This window comes from Roseibium sp. (genome assembly GCF_965229775.1).
Lineage (GTDB): Bacteria > Pseudomonadota > Alphaproteobacteria > Rhizobiales > Stappiaceae > Roseibium.
In genome coordinates this window covers 2,410,896-2,435,537 of the sequence record NZ_OZ245929.1, presented here as the reverse complement: position 1 = coordinate 2,435,537, position 24,642 = coordinate 2,410,896, and the positions used below count along the sequence as shown (strand labels likewise).

The following is a 24,642-nucleotide window of genomic DNA, read 5'->3' as shown; positions in this document are numbered from 1 at the left end:
GTTAGGAAGGGTGTGCGGAGCGGGCTTGCTGCCGGGTCAAGCACGCGTCAACACCGGGTGAAGCCAATTCCATGTCCTTCGGATTCGACCGGATTGCGCCTCCTCCGCGTTGCGAAAGGCTTGAAAATGAACCACATTTCCTGCGCTTTAGCGCCTTGACGGAAAGCACGCCGCCTCTAACCATTTCGGCCTCATTTATGGGTCCGTCACCTAGTGCGGCGATTCGCCCAGTCGACATGGAATAATCCCGCTCCCTGCCCCAAACTGCCTCATTCTGGTGCCAGAGTCCGATAAGCGATTGCAATTCGCAGGACACTCACCCTATTTAGGTGCTTGGTTTTCAAAAGATCTTGTTCGGAGAGGCCCGGTACATGGCTGTTGATGTTGATGCGCTCGTGGACAGAAGACGGTTGCGGCGTAAGGTGACGTTCTGGCGCGCGGCGACGTTCATCATTGTTGCAGGGGCGCTCATTGCCGGCCTGGCGTTCGTGTCGGGCGTGTCGGGTCTTTCCAAGCGGTCCGCCCATATTGCCCGGATCCCGATCGAAGGCGTCATCGTCGAAAACCGGAAAACGCTGAAGATGATCGAGAAGATCGCAAAGGCGGATGCCGTGAAGGGCGTTGTCATCTCCATCAATTCTCCGGGCGGCAGCACCACCGGCGGCGAAGCGCTTTATCAGGCCTTGCGGGAACTGGCGGAAAAGAAGCCGGTGGTCGCCGAGATCCGCACAATCGGCACGTCGGCCGGCTACATGGTGGCGCTTGCGTCCGACCATATCGTCGCGCGCTACAACACCATCACCGGTTCGATCGGCGTCCTGTTCCAGTTCGGTAATTTCGAAAAGCTGCTGAACACGGTCGGCGTGGAAATGGAAGCCGTCAAAAGCGCACCGCTGAAGGCTGAGCCGGATTTCTATTCGGCGACGACACCGCAGGCGCGCGCGATGCTTCAGTCGCTGGTCAACGACTCCTACACCTGGTTTGTCGGCCTGGTTGCCGAACGCCGGCAGCTTGACGAGACGACCGCCAAGGATCTCGCCAACGGGCGCATCCTGACGGGACACAGCGCACTGGAAAACAAGCTGGTGGATGCCATCGGGGGCGAGGACAAGGCAGTCGAATGGCTTGAGACGGAAAAAGGGGTTTCCAAGGATCTGCCGGTGCTGACATGGACGACAAACGAAAACCTTGAAGAGCTGCCATTCTCCTCTCGAATCTCGCGAGAATTCGGAAAAGGCATCGGATCTGCCATCTTAAACCCGTTAAATGACGCTAAGGGGCTGATTCCACGGGGCCTTACGCTTGACGGGCTCGTATCCGTTTGGCAGGCTTCAGACGCGGCAGAACAAAAACCGTAAGCGAGGGGGCTCTCAATGATCAAATCTGAGCTGGTTCAGCATATCGCAGAACAGAATCCGCATCTCTACCAGCGTGATGTCGAGAATATCGTGAATGCAATTCTCGATGAGATCACCGAGGCCCTCATGCGTGGAGACAGGGTTGAATTGCGCGGATTTGGCGCCTTCTCCGTAAAAAACCGGCCCGCCCGTGTCGGACGCAATCCGCGAACCGGACAAAAAGTGGAAGTGGACGAGAAACACGTTCCCTTCTTCAAAACCGGCAAGGAAATGCGTATACGTTTGAATGACGGTGTCGACCACGGCGACGATTGAGCAGCACTCGCCGGTCCATCGTCCGAAATTGAGCATTGACCTGACACTTCCGGGGAGACCGACTTGACCCGCTTCATCAAGAACCTGATCCTTCTGGCGATCGCGGTGGTTCTCGTGCCGTTGTCCGTTGCAAACAGGCACACCGTCAATCTGTCTCTCAATCCGTTCGACCCTCAGGACCCGCGGCTGACAATTCCCGACATCCCGCTGTTCTGGGTGATTTTCGCAAGCCTCGGTGTCGGCATCGTTGTTGGCGGCCTGGGTGCCTGGGCGAAACAGGGTCGCTGGCGGAAAGAAGCGCGGCTCAAGCGCCGCGAGGCAGACAAGTGGCACAAGGAAGCCGATCAGCTTCGTGAAATGACAGGCGCCACACAGCCTTCGGCAAATACAAAAGGTCTGCTTGCGCCGGACAAGCGCTCGGCTGCCTAGGGTCAGGACCCATTAATTTGGATGAATTGGTAGGGATGAATTTGTTCGGATACGAGGCGCAAAGCTGCAGGAAACCATCCGGTTTCCAAAGATTTGCAACGACGTTGCCGGGCAAATTCACCCTATCCCTGCGGGACGCAAAAACGGCTTCGATCCGCCACGTCAAACCGCTCAACCGGGCAGGAAGCCCGCTTGTCGCGATTTTCCTTGCAGCTCATTGCCGTTTGCTGCGCCAATTAAACCAAATTAATGAGTCCTGACCCTAGGACCGGACGGATGAATGCGGATTATCTCAAGCGACGAGATTGACGCCTGCCTGGAAGACAGAGACGTAATCGAAACACTGCGCCGGGCCTTCCGGTCCAATACAATCGCGCCGACCATCCCCGAGCAGCAGGTCGAGCGTCTCGACGAGACGGCAGGACGCCTCAACGTCCAGCCCGCCTGGACGAATTTCGCGGCGCAGAGGGACGTTACCCGCGGCTATGTCGGCTGCAGTCTTTCCCTAGAACTGCCGGAACAAAAGACGAGTTCCTCGAGCCTTTACATTCTGTTCTCGGGGACCGGCGCCCAGCCCATCGCCCTCATCGACGGCATGCGCCTGAGCGCGTGGCGGACCGCCGCCCTGCATGCATTGGCTGCCTCTTATCTGTCCCGCGAAGATACGGCACGGCTCCTGGTCATCGGCGACAACCCGCTGCTGCCGCGCGTCCTGTCGGCCTTTGCCACGACCCGGAACCTGACATCGATCCTGTTTGCCGGGACCTCGGCGGAGACACGAAGGAAGGCCGCGAACCAGCCGTCCCTTGCCAAGGTCAGCCTCGGCGAGACCACGGAAATTCATGCTGCGCAGGAAGGCGCCGACATGATCTGCATCGCCGGTCCCGACAGCGAAAGCGGGACGTATCACGCGCTCACCTATCTCGACCCGCCCGTCGGCTGCCATGTCGACGTCCTGGACACAAGGGCAACCGTGCCGTCGGCTTTCCTGGAGGAAGCACGGCTGTTTTCCTCCGACAAATCCGCTCCGGCAAATGCCGATCTGGAGTGTGCCGCCGACCTCTTCGAACTTGCCCAGGGCAGCAAGGCCGGAAGGCGTTACTACGGCCAGAGAACGCTGTTTCTTCCAAGCACCAAGACCGGTCTCGAAGACTACGCACTTGCCGCACACGTTTTTTTGAGATCCTGAGATCTGGAACTCGGCACGCGAGACACCACATTAGTACGCAGCAGAGGGGGAGACTTTAGAAGCGTTTGACAGTTTATTGCCGGATAAGGCAGAGCGTACAACGCTTCCCCATAGCGTTTTGCAAAGGAGCAGAACAATGCTGACGACACTTGCCTATTCGGCAAGCCTACCAGCAATATCGATTGGCCTGATTTTCTATGTCTCAGCCACGTCGGGGCTTGTCTTCTAGGAAAAACAAAAAGCCGGTTCCTCAGGAACCGGCTTTGTTTTTGTGCAGAACATTCAGACCGAAGCCTGGGTTTAGGCTGGATTTTTGAATGGCGTTTCGTCTCTGATGATTACGGTTCCGCTTGCACGGCTTTTCGTTGCCGGGACGAAGCGGCATGGATTGCCGGATCAAGTCCGGCAATGACGACCGACAGGATTGTTCCTGGCATTTCCACTCTCGATCGTCATCCCGGCCAAGCGCAGCGCAAGCCGGGATCGGGGAGCCGCCATGTCCTGTTTTTCGCCAACGCGGCGGCCCTGCGGTCCCGGATCTCCGCTTTGCTGCGTCCGGGATGGCGGTGAGAGGTGAATCCGGGACAGGGCAGAAGTGGCTCTAATCGGCCATTTCTGCGGGTGTCATCCAGCCCTGGACGGCACCACCGACATCCTTCAGGATTGCAATCCGGCCGATACCCGCGACGTCAAAGGGTGGCCTGATGACTTCGCCTCCATGGGCGAGCGCGAGTTCAAGCCGCTCGTCGATATTGTCGACCGCAATATAGGACATCCAGTGTTCCGGAACGTCCTCGAAATGAGCGCCATTCATCTGGAACATGCCGCCGACCGGCTTGTCGCCAAGATTGGCAACAACGTAGACCGTGCCGTCTTCCATCGGCATCTCGGCAAAGGTCCAGCCGAGCGACTTGCCGTAGAACTCCCGGGCCTTGCCGGTGTCGCGCGTCATCAGTTCGTTCCAGTAGAATGTGCCATGCTCACCCATTGCAACCTCAACCTGCTCCGTTACGCGAGATGCACAACCTAGAGCATTTTCCGACCAATTTGAATCATTTGATGCGGATATCCGGTTCACTCGGCCAGGCGGGTCACGAAGCGCGATGCGGTGCATCGTGCAAGTGGCACAACGCAGCCGATGGGCTGGATATCCTCACCCTTTGTGGAACGCATTCAAGCGACAAACATCAAGATTGGCCGGGCCCTTTTCCGCTCTGGCGTCGTTGGTTCACCCTTGTGGTGGGCAACACCACGGCGGGCGAACCGTCTCGCCAGCGCGAAAAAGGGCCTCGGTCAAATGATCCAAATTGGTCGGAAAATGCTCTAGTGCACTTTCCCATCATCTTGAAGCGCTTTGCCAAAACAAAATCGAGCCTCACGGACGTGATCGTCCGTAGCCCGGCAAGGTCCAGCCTTTCTGGATGGCGCCACCGCGAAGAACGAGTGCGACGAGCGCCGCCAGACCGGCTGCGGCGAGTTGTGGCACTCCGAGCACGGCGAGCAGAACGAAGCTTCCGGCGCCCGCGAAGGCGGCGCTGACATAGATCTCCGGCTTGACGATCGAAGACGCTTCGCCTGCGATCGTGTCGCGGATGACACCTCCGAAAGTGGCCGTGGCAACGCCCATCAGGACGGCGACCAGCACGGTGTCGCCGACCGACATGGCCTTTGCCGCCCCCATCACGGAGTATGCCGATACGCCGACCGCATCCGCCCATCTGAGCGGCTTGTTCAAACGTTCGATCAGATGCGCGAAGAACCAGACGAGAATGCTGACGAAAAGACAGACCAGCAGATAGGCTTCGTTCTCGACCCAAAAGACGGGCACTCCGAGCAACAGGTCGCGCAAGGTCCCCCCGCCGATGCCGGTCACGGTCGCGAAAAAGAGGAGCGCGATGAAATCGAGTTGCTTTCGAGACGCAACGATGCCGCCCGTGACCGCAAACACGGCGACGCCCAGATAATCGAGCAGCTGAAGCAGCATCGCAGTCTCCAACAAAAAACCGCTCCCGGTTCCGTCAGGAGCGGCTTTCAGGAAAAGAGTTCATAGAGGTCCGCGTCAAGCGTTCTTGTCGACGGTCTGTCCCGCTTCGCTGCCGCCCTCGGCCTGAGGCTGCGGTGCGTCCTTCGGACCGCCCTTTGAAACGCCGACCATCGCCGGGCGCAGCACACGTTCACCAATGACGTAGCCCGCCTGCACGACCTGAACAACCGTGTTGTTCGGGACTTCGGTGTTTGGGACCTCGAACATTGCCTGATGGAAATTCGGGTCGAATTTCTGGCCTTCCGGCTCCAGCTTGCGCACGCCGTTCTTCTCGAGCTGGTTGAGCAGGTCGCGCTCGATCATTTCGACACCGTCGATCAGCGCCGCGACACCCGCATCGGCATTCTTGCGGTCGTCTTCCGGCAGGGCCTCAAGCGCGCGGCGCAGATTGTCCGACACTGTCAGCATGTCACGTGCAAAGCCGGACACGGCATATTGTCTTGCGTCCTTGACCTCCTTTTCGGTGCGCCGGCGCAGGTTTTCCATTTCCGCCATGGCGCGCAGGGCCCGATCCTTGAGCTCCGCGTTCTCGCCTTTCAGCACCTCGACCGGATCGGCTGCTGCCTCGGGCGCGTCCGTCTGTGCTGCGGCGGCGTCAGCGTCCCGGGCCGGGTCGGACGGCTGGTCTTCCGGGGATTTGTTCTCGTCACTCATTGATGTTCCGTTCGGCTCGATCTGTATGCGGATGCTTATACGTCCGGTCGCGGAGATTTCAAAGCAAATCGGCGGACAAGCCATCGCCTATCCGCCGGATGCGTCCTTATGATCCGCAGCCGGGCAGCCGCCAGAAGATTGGGTTAGATGGCGCTCTTGATCCAGTCCGCGAGCTTGCCCTTCGGCGCTGCACCCACCTGGGTCGCCATGGGCTCGCCGTCCTTGAACAGGATCAGCATCGGAATGGAACGGACGCCGTATTTCATGGCCATGTCCTGGTTCTCGTCGATGTTGAGCTTGGTGATCTTCACCGCGCCGTCCATCTCGTCGGAGATTTCCTCAAGAGCGGGCGCGATCATTTTGCACGGACCGCACCATTCGGCCCAGAAGTCGACGACGACGGGGCCATCGGATTTCAGAACTTCGGCTTCGAAGGAAGCATCGGTAACTTGGGTGGTTGCCATATCTAGATCTCGTGGTTCGCTGTGTCACGCCTACCCGATGTAAGCGTGTCTGTTGGCCCGAACGTAGGTACCGGCAAGCCGGTCGTCAAGCCGAAGTGCCATCGGGCCTGAGCTTGTTGAGGGTTGCATCGAGAATCTCCGACGGAATTTCCATCACGGACGGTACGGAAGTCCACAAGAGGCAGGCCGATACGTCCCGGTCCGGATAGATCCGGCGCAGCAACTCCCTGTAAACACTGAGCTGGGCACGGTATTCGAGCGGTACGGCGTCGACGGTTTCGGGCGGGTTGAGGTTCGTCTTGTAATCCACAATCACAACCCGGTTATCCTCAACCAGGAGCCGGTCGATTTGTCCGGAGATGTCGACTTCGATGCCGTCACTGGTCCGAATCGAGCCGACGACCGGAACTTCCGCCTGTGTGGCGCCGCCGAACAGCGGCGCAAAATCGTCCGATTGCAGGATCTTTGCGACTTCGTTCAGCAGCCGGTCCGCATATCCGGCAAATTCGGCTTTTAGTTCCTGCTTCAAAAACCGGTCCGCCGACGCAAGGCGTTCTTCTTCGGGTATCGCCGGCAAAAGTTCCAGAAGCCGGTGAACCAGGCGGCCACGCTCCAGGGGCCAGGACGCGGGCTGGGTGTTGCCCAGCAGACGGGCCGGTGCAGGAACCGGTTCGATCCCGTCCTTGGTTTCGAGTTCCTCGAAAACCCGTGACGGCTGCAGACGTTTTTTCCTGGGCTGCGGTGCAACGGGCGTCAGCAGCCAGTCCGGCAACTCCTCAGGCTGCTCTCCGCCCGGCATTTGCGACGGTTTTCCGGTTCCGGACGGCGTGTGGGCGTCGGCGGCGGTCATCTGCCAGCGCCAGCCGATGACTTCGCCCCGGTCGTTCGTCAGCTCTTCCGCTCCGGGTTTCAGCGCCCGCTCCACAAGCGCATACCAGCACTCCTCGTGCTGCCCGCGCTTCGGTTCCCACCCGCACACGACCAGGCGGTCTTCCGCGCGCGTCAGAGCCACATAGAGAAGCCGTCTGTACTCTTCGGCCTGGACTGCGCGAAGGTCCTCAACCGCGGCCTCGTGCCACGGTGTCCGGTCAACCTTCGGCGGCAACCACACAAGCGCAGGCGGAAGCAGGTCGTTGTTCAAGCGCTTGTACGGCAGGAAGGACGGGTCATGAATCGCGCTCACCGGCGCGGCACCAGGGTCGACGAGCACCACGATCCGGGCCTCCAGACCCTTTGATCCGTGCACGGTCATGATCCTGACCATACCCTTGGTGTTGGTCAGTTCCCTCTTGATTTCCGTCGGCGCGGCGGCCAGCCAGGCCAGGAACCCTTCCAGTCCTGGAGTGCCGGACTGTTCATACGCGGTTGTCAGTGCCAGAAACTCGTCCAGAACATCGTCAACCTCGACACCGAGGCGCGCCCGGAAAGCCTTGCGTCCGCCATCCGGCCCGAGCAGCCGCGCAAAGAACTCGTACGGCGGAACAAAATCGGCGCGCGCGCGCCAGTCTTCCAGGCGAGCCCGGACCGACTGCCACTTTTCCTCGGTTTCCGATCGTTTCACGAGCATTTGCCACAGCGTTCCGGGACGCGCCTTGTCATCCGTTTCGCGTGCGATCTCGACCAGATCGTCGTCCAGGAGGCCAAAGATCGGGCTCTTCAGGACGGCTGCTAGCGACAGATCGTCTTCCGGCAACAGCATGAAACGGCCAAGCGCGGTCAGATCCTGAACGGCGATATGCTCGGTCAGGACAAGCCGGTCACTGCCTGCCGTCGGAATATCGAGCGCCTTGAGTTCCCGGTTCAGGGCATCAACGAAGGGACCGCGCTTGCGGACCAGGATCATGACGTCGCCCGGATCGGCCTCACCGCGACGGACCCAGCCGGCGATCTCGGCAGCGATCCTCCGGGCAGTCTTGAGCATCGGACTGCCGGAGCCGATGTGGTCGATGGGCAAGCGCCAGTCTTCCGGCTCTTCCGTTTCCGCATCGGCCTCGAGCGGCCACAGATCGACGATGCCGGGGTCACGCCGGATCGCCTCGTGCACCGGGGCACTCACGTCCTGGGACAAGCCGCGATGTGCGCTTTCGTCCTGAAAGACCTTGTCGACCGCTCCCAGTACGTCCGGCGTGGAGCGGAAGGAGAGCTGAAGATTGACCGAGTGAAACTCCTGTTCGGCCGCCTCTGCCTTGCTAGAGAAGGCGCGCCGCATCGCATCGAAATAGGCGGGGACCGCGCCCTGGAAGGAGTAGATGGACTGCTTCTCGTCACCGACGGCAAAGAGCGTCCTGGTGCGCTCGTGAGCCCCCGTTCCGGAAAAGAATTCCGAGGCGAGCGATGTCACCACGTCCCACTGGCGCGGGCTCGTGTCCTGGGCCTCATCGACAAGGATGTGGTCCAGTCCCTGATCCAGCTTGTATTGCACCCAAAGCGCCGCATCCGACTTCTGCAGCAACGTCGCTGATTTCACGACGAGATCTTCGAAATCCAGAAACCCGCGCCCGGTCTTGGCGCGCTCGTATCGCGCAATGACCGCTTCGGCGAGACGCAAAAGCGCGGCGGTTCCCTGGAAGGTCACGATCTTCCGGCGCTCGTCCAGCTGCGCCTGAATCCTCTCCTGTTCGGCCACCAGCCTGTCGACCATCTCCGGGAAGTCCGCCGCGACCTTCTTGGTCGCCAGGGACTTTCGCGGTTCCAGTTTCGAGGTCAGGAAGATCGATTGCCACGCCTCCCGGAACAGGGCCGGGTCTTTCAGGCGGCGTGCATTGGCAAGATCCTCTGCCCGTTTCTGATCCGTCTTGCCTCCTGTCAGCAAGGCCTCGCCAAAGCTCAGGCAGATGTTCAGATCCAGCGGGCACGTTTCCATGAAGCGTGCATCGAAATCGGCAAGCCGGTCCGAGGGAGACACGCCCAGCAAACCGGCGAGTTCCACGAGCGCTGCTTCAAAACCACCGGCATCGACCGTCCAGCGGCGGAAGGAATCCCGGTCCCGGATCACGTCCTCCAGCGCTTTCTGGACCCCGCCATCACTCATGAGATCGATTACCGATGCAAGTGCATGGCCGAGAGGGCTTTCCGGCTGCATCTCCGCCGTGTGCAGCACACCCCCAAGTGCTTCCGCCATCAACTCGGCGGCGACACGGTCGTCGAGCACGGAGAAGTGCCCGGCCACGTTCGCCTCGAGCGGAAACTGATGCAGCAGCGCTTCGCAGAAACCGTGGATGGTCTGGATCTTGAGGCCACCGGGCGTTTCGAGCGCGCGGGCGAACTGCCTCCGGGCCATGGCAAGCCTGGAGGCATCAGGCCTTCGGCCCTCGATGGCCTGAAGCTCTGTCGCCAGCACATCATCGGACATCGTCACCCAGTCGCCCAGGATCCGGAAGACGCGGGTCGCCATTTCCGCGGCCGCGGCCTTGGTGAAGGTCAGCGCCAGGATGCGGCCGGGATCGGTACCGTCCAGGAGCAGCCGCACGACACGGCGCGACAGAACGAATGTCTTGCCGGAGCCGGCATTGGCGCTCACCCAGGCCGATGCGCGCGGCCGGGACGCAAGATCCTGACGCTGCCGCGTCAGTTCCGGGATCTGGAAACCGCTCATGGCGTGTCCTCGCCGCCGAGCGCCCATTCCTGCGCCCGGGCAAGATGGTCATAGTCGCCGTCCAGGGCCCGTCCCCGCATCACGCGGGCGCGGGAAAGATAACCGGTCCCGGGATCGCAATAATGGGCGATCAGCTGCTCGAGACGGGTCCAGGCATCCTCGATCAGATCCTCAAGCTCCCGCTCCTTCGGGTTCCGCAGAAGCGGAACGACGGCCTCATCGCCGCCCTTCAGCTGCAGATAGAGCAACTCCGATACGGGTCGGTCGGACGGCACACCCTTGAAACCGGCCCGGCGCACCATGGCGGCTTCAAGCGAGAGCTGCGGCGACAGCAGCGCGTCCACCTGTTTTTGCGAGGGCACCTGACCGGTCTTGTAGTCGATCACCGAAAGACCGCCAGATTTCAGAATATCTATCCGGTCCGCCCGCCCGCGCAGACGGAACTCGAAACCCGGGAGCCGGAGCTCGACACCGCCGCCGATTTCCAGGAACCGGTTGTCGATTTCCTGTTCGCGCCGGTTTTCGAAGGCGACGAAACCCGCGGCAATTTTCTGGAACCTCGGCCACCACATGGCCCGTATGGCCGGAAAGGCATCAAGCGGCTCGAACAGCTCTTCGCCGATCTGCGTCAGCGCCGCCAGGGCGCTGTCGTCCAACGGGCCGGACCAGGTCGACAGGAACCGGGCAAGCGCATCGTGGATCAGGTTGCCCTTGTCGGCCGCTCCGGGTTCGCCGCCGATCGGGTCGACCGGCTGTAGCTCCAGGACATGCCGCGCGAAGATCGCGTAAGGGTCCCGGATCAATCGCTCGATTTCCGTTATCGACAGCGCATGCGGCCGCGCGGCAAGCGGGGGCGAAGGGCCCGGACGCATCGCAGGCCTGACCGGCCCTGCCGGCCGGTCGATGAGATCCGCGAGACGCGGATAGAGACTGCCGCGCCGCTCCATCGCGCCAGCGACATCCGGCCCGGCCAGGGTGGTCAGGCGCTGCAGCCATCTGGACGCGACGGTCGGCGCCCCGTCGGTTCTTGCGCTTCGCGACAGCAGAACGCGGGCGGCGCCCATGCCTTGCGCGAAGTCGTGCGCAGAGGCACCCAGACGGCGTTCCGGCGGTTCCAGGCCGATATCCCGTTTCATCGGACGGTTAAGCCAGGGATCGTTGCGTGTCCGCTGAGGCCAGACCCCCTCGTTCAGGCCGCCCAGAACGACAAAGTCGAAACTTTGCAGCCTGGCTTCCATCGGCCCCAGGATCTGAACCCTCTGATCTCCGGGCAATCGCCGCCGAACGGCCTGACCGGCCATGAACGCGGGCAGGACGGACGGCCATTCCGGCGGCGCGATCGCCAATCCGCTTGCTTCGGCCTCCAGAAAGCCGTTCAGGAACAACGCAAGCGCGTCGCCGGCTTCACCGGCATAGAGTTCATCGCAGGAGCCGGTCTCATCGGCCGCGATTGACTGGACGACATCCACCTGCAGGCGCGCCAGCTCCGTGACCGGCACCGGCCCGGCGCTCTCCGCCAGGGCTTCGAGCGGCGCGAGCGCGGCGGCCAGTCTTTCAACCAGATCGGCGACGACATCCCAGTCGCCGTCATGCACCTTCTTCCAGCGCGGCATGTGCGCCGTGTCCGCCGCGTTGCGGCTCGCCTCCACCGCCGCGCGCAAACCGCTCGTTCCGGGCCTTGCCCTCGGGCCGCGAAGCACACCGCGTTCAAGCGCCCGCGCCGCGGACCGGATGTCCTTGAAAGGCAGGCCGAGGCGTGCGAGCGGATGTTTCAGAAGCGCGAGAAGATCAATCGGCTCGCAGCCGTTCAGCGCCAGTTTTGCAGACAGCAACAGCAGGACGGCAGGGGCCGTCTGGTCGAGCGGGCGGCCTGCGCTGTCGTCAACCTGGATGTTCCAGCGGGTCAGCTCCGCCGCGACCCGGCGGGTCAGCATCCTGTCAGGCGAGACGAGGGCGGCGGTCTCGCCCCGTTCAATGGCTTCACGCAGGGCGATGGCAAGGCTGAGGGCCTCGTCCGCCTCGTTGCGCGCGACAAGCAGCGAAACGCCGTCAAGGGCGGCGGTGCGCTCCGCGACGCCGGTTTCGGCCAGATACGCGGTCCACTGATCGGACGTGTCGGCGGGACGCAACGCCTCGGAAACCAGTTTTTCCCGGAGCGCTTGCCCGGAACTCATCCGGTTCCCGAGCGGAACAACATCCGACCGCGTGGCCCCGAGCCTGTCCAGGAGCTGCCTGAAGGAAAACTGCGGATGCGACGGCAAGGACGACGGACGCAGCCCACCTGCATGTCCGCCGGCTCTGGCGGACCCGCCATCGGTCCTCAAGAGAGACCAGGACCGGTCGTCGAGATGCGGGTCCAGCCCGGGCAGGACGATGGCGCCGCGCTGAAGGCCGGCAACGACCTTCAACAGTTCGGCCGTCGCCGGAACCGACCCGGTCACGCCGGCCACGACAACAGGAGCGTCAGAAACTTCTCCGGCAAGCCGTTTCGCTTCGCGCCGGATCAAGGCGGATCTGCGCGCCTTGGGGTCCATCTGTCCCCGCTCGGCAAGATGCGCCGGCCAGGCCTCCTGCACAATCTTGAGGAAATCGAGCGTGATCTGCCAATAGCGGGCAAAGTCCTCGGGAACGAGCGACCCGATTTCCGACCAGTCCGCTTCCTCCGTCTCGATCTCGTCCATGAGGGCCAGGAGGTCGGCCGCGAGCCAGGCGGCATCGGCGGTCGAGGCCGGAACGCCAAGGGGCTCATCGAGGCGCAGATTCAGAACTTCGCGCCGCAGCGCGCCTTTCCACGCCATGACGAGCCGTGTCATCGTCAGATGCCGCTCCGTCAGCTGTATCGCAGGTGGCAGGGGAGCAAGATCTGCCGACGCGTCGAGGCTCAAGAGGTCTTCGTCCGCGTCTCCGACAGGTCTGATCTTCGGAAGCAGGACCGGCCGTGCACCGAACTTCTTCTGAAAGATCGCGGGCAGCAGTCGCGCCGACCGCCGTGTCGGAAGATAGATGGTCGCAGACGCGAGCAGGTGCGGATCGTCCAGCGGGCGGAAGCCCGGAACAAGGGTACCGTCGACAAGGGTATCGACCAGCGTCTCTAGAAACGGAACGGACGGCGGAACGGAATAAAGGCGCGGTCGCTTGGACATCCGTACCCTAGGCCGCGCTCTCTCGAACCGCATATTCCGCCGCGCGGATCGCATCCGGCGTGCCGATGTGGAGCCAGAGGCCTTCCATCTGAACACCGAAGAGACGGCCGGCCTCGATCGCCCGGTCGAACAGGATGTTCATCGAGAACGGCCCGTCCGGCGCCCCTTCAAAGACCCTCGGATGGAGGATGGCCGCACCGGCATAGGCAAAGGGTGTGACGCCCTTTTCCAGCCGCCTTGTCAAACTGCCGTCCCGGGCAAGTTCAAAGTCGCCGCGCCCCGAATAGCCGACCGACTTCACGGTTTCGGCGACCAGCAGCAGGGCGTCCATGCGGTCACCGTCCCATGCATCGATCATGTGTTCCAGGTTCGGTTTGACACCTTCGATCCAGTAACAGGTGTCCGCGTTCAACTGCAGGAACGGGTCATCCCCAAGGAGCGGCAACGCTTTCTTGATGCCGCCGCCGGTTTCAAGCAGCTCCTCGCGCTCGTCGGAGATCAGAATTTCCATGTCCTGGCGGCGGCGTACATGCACCTCGACCAGGTCGGCCAGATAATGAACGTTGACGACACAGGTTTTCACACCGGCGGCCGCGAGACGGTCCATGCCATGGTCGACCAGCGCCTGCCCGTTGACCTCGATCAGCGGCTTGGGCGTTGTCGCCGTCAGGGGCCGCATTCTCTTGCCGAGACCGGCCGCAAGAATCATGGCCTTTGTTGGTCGAAACCGCGGTTGTGTCATCTTGTCTCTCAAACGATTGTTCCGGCCAATCTGCGAGCCCTCAGTGCCGGAATTGCCCATACCAGTCTTTCAGTTCCGACATGCCCGGACGCTCGAACACCCGGTCCAGATAGCCTAGCATACGCGGCAGATGGCTCAAATATGACGGCTTGCCATCCCGCCGTGCCAACCTCACGAAGATCCCGAGGATCTTGGTGATGCGTTGGGCAGCCATCACTGAATATGCCCTGGAAAAGCCTTGCCTGTCGAAGCCGGGCAAAAGCGTTTCCATCTGCCTGACATAGGCATCGTAAAGACGCGTTTCCAGTTCGACGCCGATGTCTGTGCGTGCATCGAGCAGGAGCGAGGCAACATCGTAGGCGACCGGTCCGATCACCGTGTCCTGCAGGTCGATCAGCCCGATGCGGTCCGTTCCCTCAGCGCCTTGCTGCCAGAGCAGGTTCGGAGAATGGAAATCACGCAACACCCAGCCTCTTTGCGCATCGGCCATGCCGTTCAGGGCCTCCTGCCAGAGCACTTCGAAATCTTTCCGCAACGCTGCATCGACGGAAACCTTGCCTGTTTCCGGGACGTACCAGTCGAGAAAAAGCGAAGCCTCCGCAATCAGAGCGCTGTCCGAATAGGGTTGCAGCGCGTACCTGCCGCCCTCCGGTAAATCCACGGCATCGGGCCAAGTCTGACTGTGCATGGTCGCGAGAACATCGACGGCAACCTCGTAGCGCTCAGGATTGGGCTTTCCGTCGACGACAATCGTCTCCCGTCCGAGGTCTTCCAGGAGGACAAGACCCTTCTCCGGATCGGCGGCAATCGTCTCCGGCGCTCTGAGGCCCCGTTTGCGCAACTCCATGCCGATCGCCAGGACCGAACGGCAGTCTTCAGCCAGATGAACGGCCTTCATGTAGGCGCGCACATTTTCCGGAACGCCGCCCTCGCGAAACGGCCATTGCATCAGAACCCGTCTTCCATCCGCGTCCGCAATGCTTTCAAACGTCCGCAAGGAGGCGTCGCCTGCCAGGAACCGGCGCCCGGCATTGCCGAGACCCGCCGTGCGGAGAAAGCTGCGCGTGTCCTGCGTCCGCGCGATCCGACCCTGCCAGTCCTCGCGAGAGGAATAAAAATCGAACTGCCGCCGCCCGGCATCCGCGTCCGGCTGGCTGATCTGAACCCACAAAGCGTCTTGCGGCAGGAATTCAGACGCCATTTCCGGCCATTCTATCAGTGCCGCACCCGTCTGCAGCAGGTCTGCGAGCCCGAGCTCCTCGATCTCGTCCGGCTCCTCGAGGCGGTAGAGATCAAGATGTGCAAGGTCGAACCTCGGCAACTCGTAGGACTGGACGAGCGTGAATGTCGGGCTGGGCACTTCCAGGAGTTCGTCATCGGCAAGCGCCCTGATCAAGGCTCGGGCGAAGGTGGACTTTCCCGCTCCCAGATCACCGGAGAGGCAGACGACGTCCCCTGCATTCAAGATCATGGCAACATCTTCGGCAAGCAGGCGCGTTTCGGCCTCGTCCTTCGTCTCCAGTCTGAGAATTGACGCAGGAAGCTCCCGCAGCCGATGCTCTGCCATGGGCCGTCCTGTTGCTATTCGGCGGCGACCTGGTCTGCCAGTTCGGGCTGGGACGGAAACACGCAAGTGACCGTCGTTCCCTTGCCTTCCGCCGACTGAATGTCAACGCTGCCGCCATGCAATTCGACAAAGCTCTTCACAATCGCGAGGCCAAGTCCCGCGCCCTGCCGGCGGCTGCCGGTGTCGTGGCCGACAAACCGGTTGAACACCTGGGTCAGCACCTCGGCCGGAATGCCGTAGCCATGGTCCTGCACCACGAAGGTGACCGATTCCTCGTCGCGGTTGCAGCTGACATCGACCACGCCGTTTTCTTCCGAATACCGGACCGCGTTGGCGATCAGGTTGAACAGGACCTGGCGGAGGCGTTTCTCGTCGGCAACGATCACACCGATGTTTTCCGGGACGTCCATCCGCAGGGTGATCTGCGCTTCCGCGATCCTGTCCTTCAGCCCTTCGACGGCGGCCGACACGGTGGAGGCCACATCGACCTCGCCGAGATCGAGTTCCATGATGCCCGCGTCAAGCGTTGCCAGATCGAGAATGTCGTTGATGATCGCCAGCAGGGCGGACGAGGACGACTGGATGTATTCGGCATATTCGCCCTGCTTCTCGCTCAGGTCGCCGAATTTCGGATCGGAGAGAAGCTGCGCAAAGCCGATGATGTTGGTCAGCGGCGAGCGGAGTTCGTAGGAAACGTGCTGGATGAAGGCGTTCTTGATCTGGTCCGCCTGCTGCAGGGCCTCGTTCTTCTCCAGAAGCGCGCGCTCAACATTCACACTGTCGGTGACATCCACAAAGGTGACGAGCGTGCCTCCGTCCGGCAGTGGGACGGTGGCATAGTCGAGAACGTCGCCGTTGTGACGCTCCAGGCGGCTGACCTTGTGGGTACGGTTGTCCAGCAGGCCGGTGACGTTTCCGGCTAGCTGCTGCCAGGCCGTCTCTTCCGTTTCGCTGAGCGTGCAGGCAGAGACGACTTCGTTGACATGGGGCAATTCGGCGAGCCGGTTTTCATCGATCTGCCAGATCCGCCCGAATGCGGGATTCCAGAGCCTCAGCTTGCCGTCGGAGCCGAACACGGCGACGGCCTCGGACAGGTTGTCCAGTGTTTCACCCTGCACACGCGTCAATGCGTTGTACTTGCTTTCCAGGTCCAGCCGTTCGGTAAAGTTCTCGTAGATATAGGTCACGCCGCCTTGCGGGTGCGGGTTGGCGATGACGCGCAAGGTGCGCCCGTCGGGCAGGTGCCACCAGCTTTCGCGTGCCTCGAGCGACTGATAGCTCTCGAGCATCTTGGTGCGCCAGACGCGGTAGTCGGCCTGCTCCGGCAGTTTACGCGACGCGCGCAGCGAATCGAGCACGGTGCCGTCCTCGGGCTTGCTTTCCAGAAAGGCGTCGTCCAGGTCCCACAACTGACGGAAGGCGGCGTTGTAGAACTGCAGCTTGCGATCGCTGCCGAAAATCGCGACAGCAGCGGCAAGCTGATCCAGGGTGCGGCCGTGATAGTCTTCGGCGCGGCCCAACTCCTTGCGCGCCTGTTCAAGTTCGCTGATGTCCACGGCAATGCCGGCGCCGCCGACACTCGCATTGACATCAGTGACCTCGAACACCCGACGTGCGCCCGAGGCGACGATCGGGATACGCGCGCTGAAACAACCGTCTTCCGTGCGCTGGACTGCCATTGCGGTGCGGGCCGCGGCATCCAGGAACGTGACCCCGTCCTTCACCGCCCTTTCCGCGTCCGGCATTTCAACCGCTTCCGCATAGGCCGCGTTTGCCCAGGTCAGCTTGCCTTCCGAGTCCCGTTGCCACGCCGGTGCCGGCATGGCATCCAGCAAGGCGTGCAGCATGTGCAACTCGCCGGAGATCTTGGCGTTGCGTGCGGCGAGTTCAGCCTGCATCTGCCGTTCGCCGGTCAGGTCACGCAGTCTGAGAACCACGGCGCCTCCGGTCGTGCGCCCCAGTGCCTCAACATACGTGCCCGTGCGGGTCTTCAACGTGGCCGTGAAGGCCTCGCCTGCGCGAAACAGCATGTCGAGGTGGCGCTCAAGGTCGCCAGCGCATTTCGCGGTGAGCCAGCTGCCAAAGGCCAGAAGCTGTGCCGGCGGCCGTGGAACACCGGATTTTTCGGGAAGCACACCCCAGATCTGCGGAACGGCTCCGTTGCCCGTCCAGACGATGACACGCTGCTCGTCCGTGTTCAGCATGGCCTCCAGACGGTCGACACGGAACTTGAGATCCGCCTTTTCCTTCTCGAGCGCTGCGGTGATTTGAGCAGATTGCTTGCGGTGCCGGATGAGGGAGATTGCCGCCGTTACGGCAAAGGCGCACATGCCGCCGACGGCGCCGACGAGGATCATGGCGCCCGGATTGATGGCGGCGGAGGTGTTGGCGAGCATGTCGGCGGAAACCGGCGCCGTCATGAGGCCGTAGCCGGCAAGCGCTGTGCTGCCGAGCTTAACAGATTTCAGACTCCGATCTCGCCACGGCGTGCCCCTGTGCACGTCGTCCCTGCTGCCTTTCGGCATTTCCTGATCCCCTTACGCCGCCTTTCCCGCTGTGCGGGTGCAGCCCCCGGTTTATGGGAGCAAATCAGAGACATTTGCCTCCTGGCCCCTGATTCGTTTCAACCATAACCTTTTTGAGAATCACGCAGAAGAGTCCGTAACCGAAAAGTTAACAGAACCCTTCAATTTGAAGGGTTCTGCATTTTTTTGTTCACATGGTCGAATCGCGGCCATTACCACATGTAGTAGCCGCGATTTCGAAAATCAGTATTTGTAGTGCTCTGACTTGAACGGACCGGCCTTATTAATCCCCAGATAATCGGATTGGTTGTCGGTCAATTCAGTTAACGTGACGCCAAGTTTCTCGAGGTGAAGGCGTGCGACTTTTTCGTCGAGATGCTTCGGAAGAACATAGACCTCGTTCTGGTACTGATCGCCCTTGGTGTAGAGCTCGATCTGGGCCAGAACCTGGTTCGTAAAGCTTGCAGACATGACGAAGCTCGGGTGGCCGGTGGCGTTGCCGAGGTTCACAAGACGGCCCTGCGACAGCAGGATCATCCGCTTGCCGTCCGGGAACTCGACCATGTCGACCTGATCCTTCACCGGACGCCACTTGAAGTTCTTCAGAGCGGCAACCTGGATCTCGTTGTCGAAGTGGCCGATGTTGCAGACGATCGCCATGTCCTTCATGCCACGCATGTGGTCCAGGGTGATGATGTCCTTGTTGCCTGTCGCGGTCACATAGATGTCGCCTTCGGGCAGTGCCTGCTCGATGGTTTTCACCTCGTAGCCGTCCATAGACGCCTGGAGCGCACAGATCGGATCGATTTCCGTCACGATCACGCGGGCACCGGAACCGGCCAGCGACTGGGCGGAGCCCTTGCCGACATCACCGTACCCGCAGACAACGGCGACCTTGCCGGACATCATGACATCCGTGCCGCGGCGGATGCCGTCGACGAGGGATTCGCGGCAGCCGTAGCGGTTGTCGAACTTGGACTTGGTGACGCTGTCATTGACGTTGATGGCCGGGAACGGCAGCTGTCCGTTTTTCTGCATTTCATAAAGACGCAGAACACCGGTCGTGGTTTCTTCGGAAACGCCCTGGATCAGGTCACGCTGTTTGGTGAACCAGCCCGGATGCGACGCCATGCGTTTCTTGATCTGGGCGAAGAGGCATTCCTCTTCCTCGGACTGCGGGTTCTCGATCAGGCCGGTTTCGCCTGCCTCGACCCGTGCTCCCATCAGGATATAGAGCGTGGCGTCGCCGCCATCGTCGAGGATCATGTTTGCGCCGTCGGCGAAATCGAAGATCTTGTCGGCGTAGTCCCAATATTCTTCCAGCGTCTCGCCCTTGACGGCGAAAACCGGGATGCCGGCAGCGGCAATCGCGGCAGCTGCCTGGTCCTGCGTGGAGAAGATGTTGCAGGAGGCCCAGCGGACTTCTGCGCCCAGCGCCACGAGCGTTTCGATCAGAACAGCCGTCTGAATGGTCATGTGAAGAGACCCTGCAATCCGGGCGCCCTTCAGCGGCTTGGCATCGCCGAATTCCTCGCGGCAGGCCATGAGGCCCGGCATTTCGTGTTCGGCGATCTCGATTTCGGTGCGGCCCCAGTCTGCGAGCCCGATGTCTTTGACGATGTAGTCGGTCATGAATATGTCCTGCAATTGAATCCAGCTGATTGCGCCGGCCTGGTGAACGCAGCCCGCTTTCCCGTCAATCGCGAGGATCGATCGAAACGGCAGCCGCAAGCCGGTTTCCGGAGCACGCCGGAAGCCGTTGGGGGCGGTTATAGCGCCAGGAAGGACTTCATGCAATAAAGATATAAAGAATTCTTTATATCATTAGTCAGAAAGGTGAACGATTATCTGTAAAGGTCCTCGCGGGACGGCGGCAACCCGGACGGCCCCTTGGTTCTGCGCGACGACACCGTCTGGAAAATGCCGATCGAGCCGCGTTCGAAACCGAGCGAAACCCCGCACAGATAGGCCAGCCAGAGCCGGTATTTCTGTTCACCGATATCTGCGATCGCGGCCTCCCTGACCGCCATCAGGTTTTCCGCCCACAGCCGTGTCGTGCGCGCATAGTGTTCGCGCCAGGCTTCCACATCGTGCACTTCGAAGCCATGCGCCTCCAGATTGGTGAGGGTCCAGCCGATATGATCAACCTCGCCTCCCGGGAATATGTAGCGGACAAGCGCCTGGTATTCGGGTTTCTTGCGGCGAAACTTCCTGAGATCCTTCTTGCCGCGCCGGGTAATGGCGTGATGCAGATAGATCCCGCGCGGCTTCAACAGACGATGGACGCTCTGGAAGTAGTTGTCGTAATTGTCCAGGCCGACGGCCTCGAACATGCCGATCGAGGAGATCTTGTCGAACTGCTGGCCCTTCATGTCCCGGTAATCGATCAGTTCCACGGACACCTTGTCCTGCAGCCCGCGTGCCTCGATCCGTTCGCGCGCAAGCTTGAGCTGTTCCTCAGCGAGGGTCACACCGACAGCCGTGACGCCATAGTGCTGGGCCGCATGACAGATAAGCGCCCCCCAGCCGCAGCCGATGTCGAGCATGCGGTCACCGGGTTTCAGGCGCAGCTTGCGGCAGATCATGTCGAGCTTGTCTTTCTGGGCGGTAGCCAGATCGTTCGACCAGTCCCTGAAATAGGCGCAGGTGTAGACCATCTCCGGGTCGAGAAAGAGCCTGTAGAACTCGTTGGAGACGTCGTAGTGGAATGCGATGTCGTCCTTGCGGCTGCCCGACCCCCTGTCTGCGGCCGCTCCCGCATCCAGGCCGTCTTCCTGTTCCTGCGCCGCAGATTTGCCCGCTCCCAGGAACAGCGATGCTGCGTTCTTCATCAGAAGAAGCTTGTTCAGCCGTTTGCGCAGCTCCCGGCTTTTCAGCTTCGGGCGCTTTTCCGCGAATTCGAAGATCGTTCCGCCGCGCGGGTCGATTTCTCCCGTCGAATAAAGATCGACGACGGTCTTGATGCGCGGACTGCGCAGCAGTTTGGTCAGCGCCGCCGGTGCGACGGCGATCCGCAGACCGTCCGCTTCCATGTTTTCCGGGATCCGGCTGCCGTCCCAGAGTTCGAACCCGAATTCCAGGTCCAGCGCCTCGTGAATGTGGCTGAGCGCAGCTCGGGCTGCGGCAAGGGTACGGTCACCGGATTGGCTTGCCATGATAGTCCTTCAAAGATGCGGTGCGCCGTCCTTTTCCGACACACCGGACCGCATCGGGGCGGAGCCGGACGGATCGATGCAACGGCACGAGCTTCCAATATCAGTCCGTCTCGCCAAATCCGCTTTCGACAAGTTCGGAAATCGCGGCGAGAGCGACCTCGGCGTCGCTGCCGCTGACGCACACCCTAATGCAGCACCCCGGGCTGGCGGCGAGCATCATCAGCCCCATGATCGACGTGCCCCCGACGGTCTGGCCGTCCTTCGACACATGCACGTCGGCTTCGAATGTTTCGACGAGTTTGACCAGTTTGGCTGAGGCGCGCGCGTGGAGGCCGCGGCGGTTGACGATGGTCAGATCTTTTTCAATCAAGTCCAATGCTGTCCTATTCGTTTCAGTTCTGTCCCGACAGCACCTGGCTCGCAACTGAAATATACTTTTGACCGGCCTGGCGGGCCTCGTCTACGGCATCGGCCAATTCCCTGTCCGCACGTACGCTGGCCAGCTTGATCAGCATGGGCAGATTGACCCCGGCGACCACCTCGACCGACTTGCTGTCCATGACGGAAATCGCGAGGTTCGACGGCGTTCCGCCGAACATGTCCGTGAGGAGCACAACACCGTTCCCGGAATTGGCGGCCTCGACGGCCGACAGGATATCCTGCCGCCTCTGCTCCATGTCGTCATCCGGGCCAATGGAAATGGTCTCGACCTGTTCCTGGGGACCGACAACATGCTCCAGCGCCGCCTTGAATTCTTCAGCGAGACGTCCGTGCGTAACAAGTACTAGTCCGATCATTCGGTCTTCAGCCTGACTATCGTTTGCATATGCCCTGGGCGGACCATGGCTCTATCAGTCTGATGCACTCTCTTCAACCGGTTAACCAGTTGCAAGCAAAAAACGCGAGCCTAGGGTGCGGACTCATAAATGAAGCCAATTTGGTTTGGATCGTTTTGGCCATCTGTGAGGAGCGAAAGCGCAGGAAATGTGGTTCATTTTCAAGCCTTTCGCGACGCGGCAGATGGCCAAAACGGCCAAATCCGAAGGACGGCAAAATAGCTTTACCTCGCAGCGTCACCGCGCTTGACCGGGCAAAAAGCCCGCTCTGCGCACGCTTCCTCGCGCTGTTTTGCCATTTCTGCCGCCAAATCGGCTTCATTTATGGGTCCGTACCCTAACGTTAAATGTAGTCCGGTACTCCCGGGAAAAGCTCCCTCAGGCTCCAGCGTATCAGCCGCATGCTTTCCAGAGGCCTGTTCTCCGGACAGGTACAAACCGGGACCGGGACGCCGTCCATTTTCTCACAACCGAGAGCACTGTCCGGATGGCGCTCGATCGCGCTCTCCGGTTTCAGATCAACCAGCAGATCGATCTTCGCTGCGGCCATGGAGAGCGTTTTCACCACTCCCCTGCCGCGGACTTCCATCAGACCCGAGATCGTTTCCGGGGCACGGGCCAAAAGCTGTCCGTCAAGGGAAGACAGATACACGCGGTCATCGGCAACCAGGACGCCCAGATTGCCCTTGACACCGGCCGCTTCGATGAGGAGGTCGGTCAGTTCCGACTTGCCGCTACCGGACCGGCCTCGAACCAGGATCCCGTGCGTGCCGACGACAAGGCAATTGGCGTGGACCGTCTGCGCGCTCACTTACCCGACCCGGCAGGCAGGTAGATCGTGAACCGGGCCCCGACGATTTCCGCTTCGCCGTCGCCGTCCATTTCCTTGCGGTTGGTCGCGGAGATCGATCCGCCATGCGCCTCGATGATCTGTCTCGAGATCGACAGGCCAAGACCGGAGTTGTTGCCGAAGCCTTCGCCGTCCGGCCGGTCCGTGTAGAACCGTTCAAAGATGCGCTCCGTGTTTTCCGCCCGGATACCCGGTCCGTCATCGTCAACCGTGATCCGGATACTGCGCCCCTCGCGCGCAAGGTCGATGCGGACGGTTCCGTCTTCGGGCGAGAAGGAGCGCGCGTTGTCGAGAAGATTGCTGATCACCTGGCCGAGCCGGATATCGTGTCCCTGCACCTGATAGGGTTTCTGGCCGGGTGCATCGGCGACCGTCAACTTGACCTTGGTTTCCTGCGGTCCCGTCCGCTGGTTCACCGCATCGGCCATGTTGCGCAGCAACTCGGCGATGTCGATGGTTTCGGACTGAATGCGCGCGAGTTCGGCGTCCAGGCGGGAGGCATCCGAAATATCGCTGATCAGGCGATCGAGGCGGCGCACGTCGTGCTGGATCACTTCCATGAGCCGGTCCTGCGAGGCCTTGGTCTTTGCGAGCGGCAATGTCTCCACCGCGCTTCGGAGCGACGTCAGGGGGTTCTTGAGTTCGTGCGCCACGTCGGCCGCAAATTTCTCGATCGCGTCGATCTTGTTGTAGAGCGCGTTGGTCATTTCCCTAAATGCGCGCGCCAGGTGGCCGATCTCGTCCTGCCGGTCGGAAAAGTCCGGGATCTCTTCGCGCGAATTGGATCCGCGGCGCACCCGATCCGCGGCGGCGGCCAGACGCCGCACAGGTCCGGCGATGGCGCCGGCAAGCAGGATCGACAGGAGGATCGTCACGGTCGCCGCAAACAGGAAGACACGGATGATCGCAATTCTTTCGGCCCGCACGATGGCGTCAATGTCACCGCCCTGTGTCGACAGAAGCAGCGCGCCGAGCACCGCCCTGAAGCGCTGGATCGGCACGGCGACAGACACGATCAGTTCACCGCGCGGGGAAATCCGGGTCACACTGGCCGGCGAGCCGGCAAGCGCGGCTTCCACTTCCGGATAGGCACGGCCGTCACCGCCCCCGACTTCCTGGTAAAGCGGCAGATCGCCCTGGCTGAGCCAGCGTTTGGTCCATTGCCAGGCGGAGTCCCAGAACCCCGTCTCCTCGGCGGTCGGCGGCGGCAAATCGAAGCGGAGGATCTGGGCACTTGAATAAAGATGCCGCGAATCAAGAATGAGGATGCCCTCGGGATCGTAGATGCGTGCCCGCGTCTTGGTGGGCGAGATCAGGCGCCTCAGAACCGGGCCGACCCGTTCCGGATTGATCGGAAAATCAAGGCTATCCAGATCATCGACCGTCGGCGTTATGCTTTCACCCGCCTGCAGCTGCAGCAAACGCTCCGGATCAACGGTGATGGTGCCGGTGTCCACCGTCGCGGAGGCGGCAATCGCTCCCGCGATGATCTCACCCTGGGTCAGGAGGCTCTGCACCCTTGCATCGATCAGGCCCGCGCGAAACTGGTTCAGATAGAGGATGCCGATCACGAGCGCGAGCAAGCCGACAAGATTGATCGCGATGATCCTGCGCGTCAGAGAGGACAGGACATAGGTGCCGAAGATACGGCCTACCTGGCTGAACAGCCGACGGCGAATGCGTTTGTTGCCGAGACGGCGCAAGCGCGAGCGGTCCGATCCGCTGGACGGATCAGGCTGGACAATATTCTCAGCACTCTCGCTTTCAACCGCCATC

General features: G+C 61.4%; 21 protein-coding genes. 5 read left to right on the top strand and 16 right to left on the bottom strand.

The window, feature by feature from the left end; genetic code table 11:
• Positions 1–371: 371 nt before the first annotated feature.
• From sppA to ACO07N_RS11055, 5 genes are all read left to right on the top strand, one after another.
• Positions 372–1,358, top strand: coding sequence for a signal peptide peptidase SppA (gene sppA / locus ACO07N_RS11075; RefSeq protein ID WP_421981068.1), 987 nt, complete (start codon positions 372–374; stop codon positions 1,356–1,358).
• 15 nt (positions 1,359–1,373) lie between these two features.
• On the top strand, positions 1,374–1,673 hold the full coding sequence (gene ihfB, locus ACO07N_RS11070; protein WP_299476276.1) for an integration host factor subunit beta: 300 nt from the start codon (positions 1,374–1,376) through the stop codon (positions 1,671–1,673).
• A gap of 63 nt (positions 1,674–1,736) precedes the next feature.
• A complete protein-coding gene (locus tag ACO07N_RS11065) occupies positions 1,737–2,102 on the top strand; it encodes a lipopolysaccharide assembly protein LapA domain-containing protein (RefSeq protein ID WP_421981067.1) in 366 nt (121 codons plus the stop codon).
• A 17-nt stretch (positions 2,103–2,119) separates the two neighbouring features.
• Positions 2,120–2,362 (top strand): hypothetical protein, encoded by a 243-nt coding sequence (locus ACO07N_RS11060; RefSeq protein WP_421981066.1) that lies wholly within the window; start codon positions 2,120–2,122, stop codon positions 2,360–2,362.
• A 20-nt stretch (positions 2,363–2,382) separates the two neighbouring features.
• Positions 2,383–3,291, top strand: a complete 909-nt coding sequence (locus tag ACO07N_RS11055) for an ornithine cyclodeaminase (protein WP_421981065.1) — start codon at positions 2,383–2,385, stop codon at positions 3,289–3,291.
• A gap of 601 nt (positions 3,292–3,892) precedes the next feature.
• On the opposite strand, the gene ACO07N_RS11050 is transcribed toward ACO07N_RS11055, so the two are convergent.
• From ACO07N_RS11050 to ACO07N_RS10975, 16 genes are all read right to left on the bottom strand, one after another.
• On the bottom strand, positions 3,893–4,279 hold the full coding sequence (locus tag ACO07N_RS11050) for a VOC family protein (RefSeq protein ID WP_421981064.1): 387 nt from the start codon (positions 4,277–4,279) through the stop codon (positions 3,893–3,895).
• Positions 4,280–4,666: 387 nt separating this feature from the next.
• Positions 4,667–5,275, bottom strand: coding sequence for a trimeric intracellular cation channel family protein (locus ACO07N_RS11045; protein ID WP_421981063.1), 609 nt, complete (start codon positions 5,273–5,275; stop codon positions 4,667–4,669).
• A 75-nt stretch (positions 5,276–5,350) separates the two neighbouring features.
• Positions 5,351–5,989: a nucleotide exchange factor GrpE gene (grpE, locus tag ACO07N_RS11040; protein WP_421981062.1), complete on the bottom strand. Its 639-nt coding sequence runs from the start codon at positions 5,987–5,989 to the stop codon at positions 5,351–5,353.
• A gap of 143 nt (positions 5,990–6,132) precedes the next feature.
• Positions 6,133–6,453: a thioredoxin gene (gene trxA / locus ACO07N_RS11035; protein WP_306142470.1), complete on the bottom strand. Its 321-nt coding sequence runs from the start codon at positions 6,451–6,453 to the stop codon at positions 6,133–6,135.
• An 85-nt stretch (positions 6,454–6,538) separates the two neighbouring features.
• Positions 6,539–10,048: a double-strand break repair helicase AddA gene (gene addA / locus ACO07N_RS11030; RefSeq protein WP_421981061.1), complete on the bottom strand. Its 3,510-nt coding sequence runs from the start codon at positions 10,046–10,048 to the stop codon at positions 6,539–6,541.
• Positions 10,045–13,191 (bottom strand): double-strand break repair protein AddB, encoded by a 3,147-nt coding sequence (addB, locus tag ACO07N_RS11025; RefSeq protein ID WP_421981060.1) that lies wholly within the window; start codon positions 13,189–13,191, stop codon positions 10,045–10,047. The genes addA and addB overlap by 4 nt, the downstream gene beginning before the upstream one ends.
• Before the next feature lie 7 nt (positions 13,192–13,198).
• Entirely contained in the window at positions 13,199–13,900 is a 702-nt protein-coding gene (locus ACO07N_RS11020; RefSeq protein WP_421981059.1) for a nucleotidyltransferase family protein, read from the bottom strand.
• A gap of 73 nt (positions 13,901–13,973) precedes the next feature.
• On the bottom strand, positions 13,974–15,500 hold the full coding sequence (tsaE, locus tag ACO07N_RS11015; RefSeq protein ID WP_421981058.1) for a tRNA (adenosine(37)-N6)-threonylcarbamoyltransferase complex ATPase subunit type 1 TsaE: 1,527 nt from the start codon (positions 15,498–15,500) through the stop codon (positions 13,974–13,976).
• Positions 15,501–15,514: 14 nt separating this feature from the next.
• Positions 15,515–18,025 (bottom strand): ATP-binding protein, encoded by a 2,511-nt coding sequence (locus ACO07N_RS11010; RefSeq protein WP_421981057.1) that lies wholly within the window; start codon positions 18,023–18,025, stop codon positions 15,515–15,517.
• A 243-nt stretch (positions 18,026–18,268) separates the two neighbouring features.
• Positions 18,269–19,657, bottom strand: coding sequence for an adenosylhomocysteinase (gene ahcY / locus ACO07N_RS11005; RefSeq protein WP_421981056.1), 1,389 nt, complete (start codon positions 19,655–19,657; stop codon positions 18,269–18,271).
• Between the two features lie 212 nt (positions 19,658–19,869).
• The gene (locus tag ACO07N_RS11000) at positions 19,870–21,180 is read right to left on the bottom strand and encodes a class I SAM-dependent methyltransferase (protein WP_421981055.1); all 1,311 of its coding nucleotides are present in this window, start codon (positions 21,178–21,180) and stop codon (positions 19,870–19,872) included.
• 100 nt (positions 21,181–21,280) lie between these two features.
• Positions 21,281–21,550, bottom strand: a complete 270-nt coding sequence (locus tag ACO07N_RS10995; RefSeq protein ID WP_421981054.1) for an HPr family phosphocarrier protein — start codon at positions 21,548–21,550, stop codon at positions 21,281–21,283.
• A gap of 22 nt (positions 21,551–21,572) precedes the next feature.
• Positions 21,573–21,977 (bottom strand): PTS sugar transporter subunit IIA, encoded by a 405-nt coding sequence (locus tag ACO07N_RS10990; RefSeq protein ID WP_421981053.1) that lies wholly within the window; start codon positions 21,975–21,977, stop codon positions 21,573–21,575.
• Positions 21,978–22,050: 73 nt separating this feature from the next.
• Positions 22,051–22,338 carry a hypothetical protein gene (locus ACO07N_RS10985; protein WP_421981052.1) on the bottom strand — a complete coding sequence of 96 codons (288 nt, stop codon included), beginning with the start codon at positions 22,336–22,338 and terminating at the stop codon, positions 22,051–22,053.
• A gap of 21 nt (positions 22,339–22,359) precedes the next feature.
• Complete coding sequence (locus tag ACO07N_RS10980; protein ID WP_421981051.1) at positions 22,360–22,827, bottom strand: HPr kinase/phosphorylase; 468 nt, start codon at positions 22,825–22,827, stop codon at positions 22,360–22,362.
• Positions 22,824–24,641, bottom strand: a complete 1,818-nt coding sequence (locus ACO07N_RS10975) for a stimulus-sensing domain-containing protein (RefSeq protein WP_421981050.1) — start codon at positions 24,639–24,641, stop codon at positions 22,824–22,826. The genes ACO07N_RS10980 and ACO07N_RS10975 overlap by 4 nt, the downstream gene beginning before the upstream one ends.
• Between the last annotated feature and the right edge of the window lies 1 nt (position 24,642).

Bases quoted from the DNA above. Each gene is read 5' to 3' on its own strand.
- sppA (WP_421981068.1), top strand. From the start codon at position 372: ATGGCTGTTGATGTTGATGCGCTCGTGGACAGAAGACGGTTGCGGCGT.
- ACO07N_RS11045 (WP_421981063.1), bottom strand. From the start codon at position 5,275: ATGCTGCTTCAGCTGCTCGATTATCTGGGCGTCGCCGTGTTTGCGGTC.
- ACO07N_RS11010 (WP_421981057.1), bottom strand. From the start codon at position 18,025: ATGCCGAAAGGCAGCAGGGACGACGTGCACAGGGGCACGCCGTGGCGA.
- ACO07N_RS10985 (WP_421981052.1), bottom strand. From the start codon at position 22,338: ATGAAGCCGATTTGGCGGCAGAAATGGCAAAACAGCGCGAGGAAGCGT.
- ACO07N_RS11000 (WP_421981055.1), bottom strand. From the start codon at position 21,180: ATGGCAAGCCAATCCGGTGACCGTACCCTTGCCGCAGCCCGAGCTGCG.
- ACO07N_RS10990 (WP_421981053.1), bottom strand. From the start codon at position 21,977: ATGATCGGACTAGTACTTGTTACGCACGGACGTCTCGCTGAAGAATTC.
- ACO07N_RS11055 (WP_421981065.1), top strand. From the start codon at position 2,383: ATGCGGATTATCTCAAGCGACGAGATTGACGCCTGCCTGGAAGACAGA.
- addA (WP_421981061.1), bottom strand. From the start codon at position 10,048: ATGAGCGGTTTCCAGATCCCGGAACTGACGCGGCAGCGTCAGGATCTT.
- tsaE (WP_421981058.1), bottom strand. From the start codon at position 15,500: ATGGCAGAGCATCGGCTGCGGGAGCTTCCTGCGTCAATTCTCAGACTG.
- addB (WP_421981060.1), bottom strand. From the start codon at position 13,191: ATGTCCAAGCGACCGCGCCTTTATTCCGTTCCGCCGTCCGTTCCGTTT.
- ahcY (WP_421981056.1), bottom strand. From the start codon at position 19,657: ATGACCGACTACATCGTCAAAGACATCGGGCTCGCAGACTGGGGCCGC.
- trxA (WP_306142470.1), bottom strand. From the start codon at position 6,453: ATGGCAACCACCCAAGTTACCGATGCTTCCTTCGAAGCCGAAGTTCTG.
- ACO07N_RS10975 (WP_421981050.1), bottom strand. From the start codon at position 24,641: ATGGCGGTTGAAAGCGAGAGTGCTGAGAATATTGTCCAGCCTGATCCG.
- ACO07N_RS11020 (WP_421981059.1), bottom strand. From the start codon at position 13,900: ATGATTCTTGCGGCCGGTCTCGGCAAGAGAATGCGGCCCCTGACGGCG.
- ACO07N_RS11050 (WP_421981064.1), bottom strand. From the start codon at position 4,279: ATGGGTGAGCATGGCACATTCTACTGGAACGAACTGATGACGCGCGAC.
- ihfB (WP_299476276.1), top strand. From the start codon at position 1,374: ATGATCAAATCTGAGCTGGTTCAGCATATCGCAGAACAGAATCCGCAT.
- grpE (WP_421981062.1), bottom strand. From the start codon at position 5,989: ATGAGTGACGAGAACAAATCCCCGGAAGACCAGCCGTCCGACCCGGCC.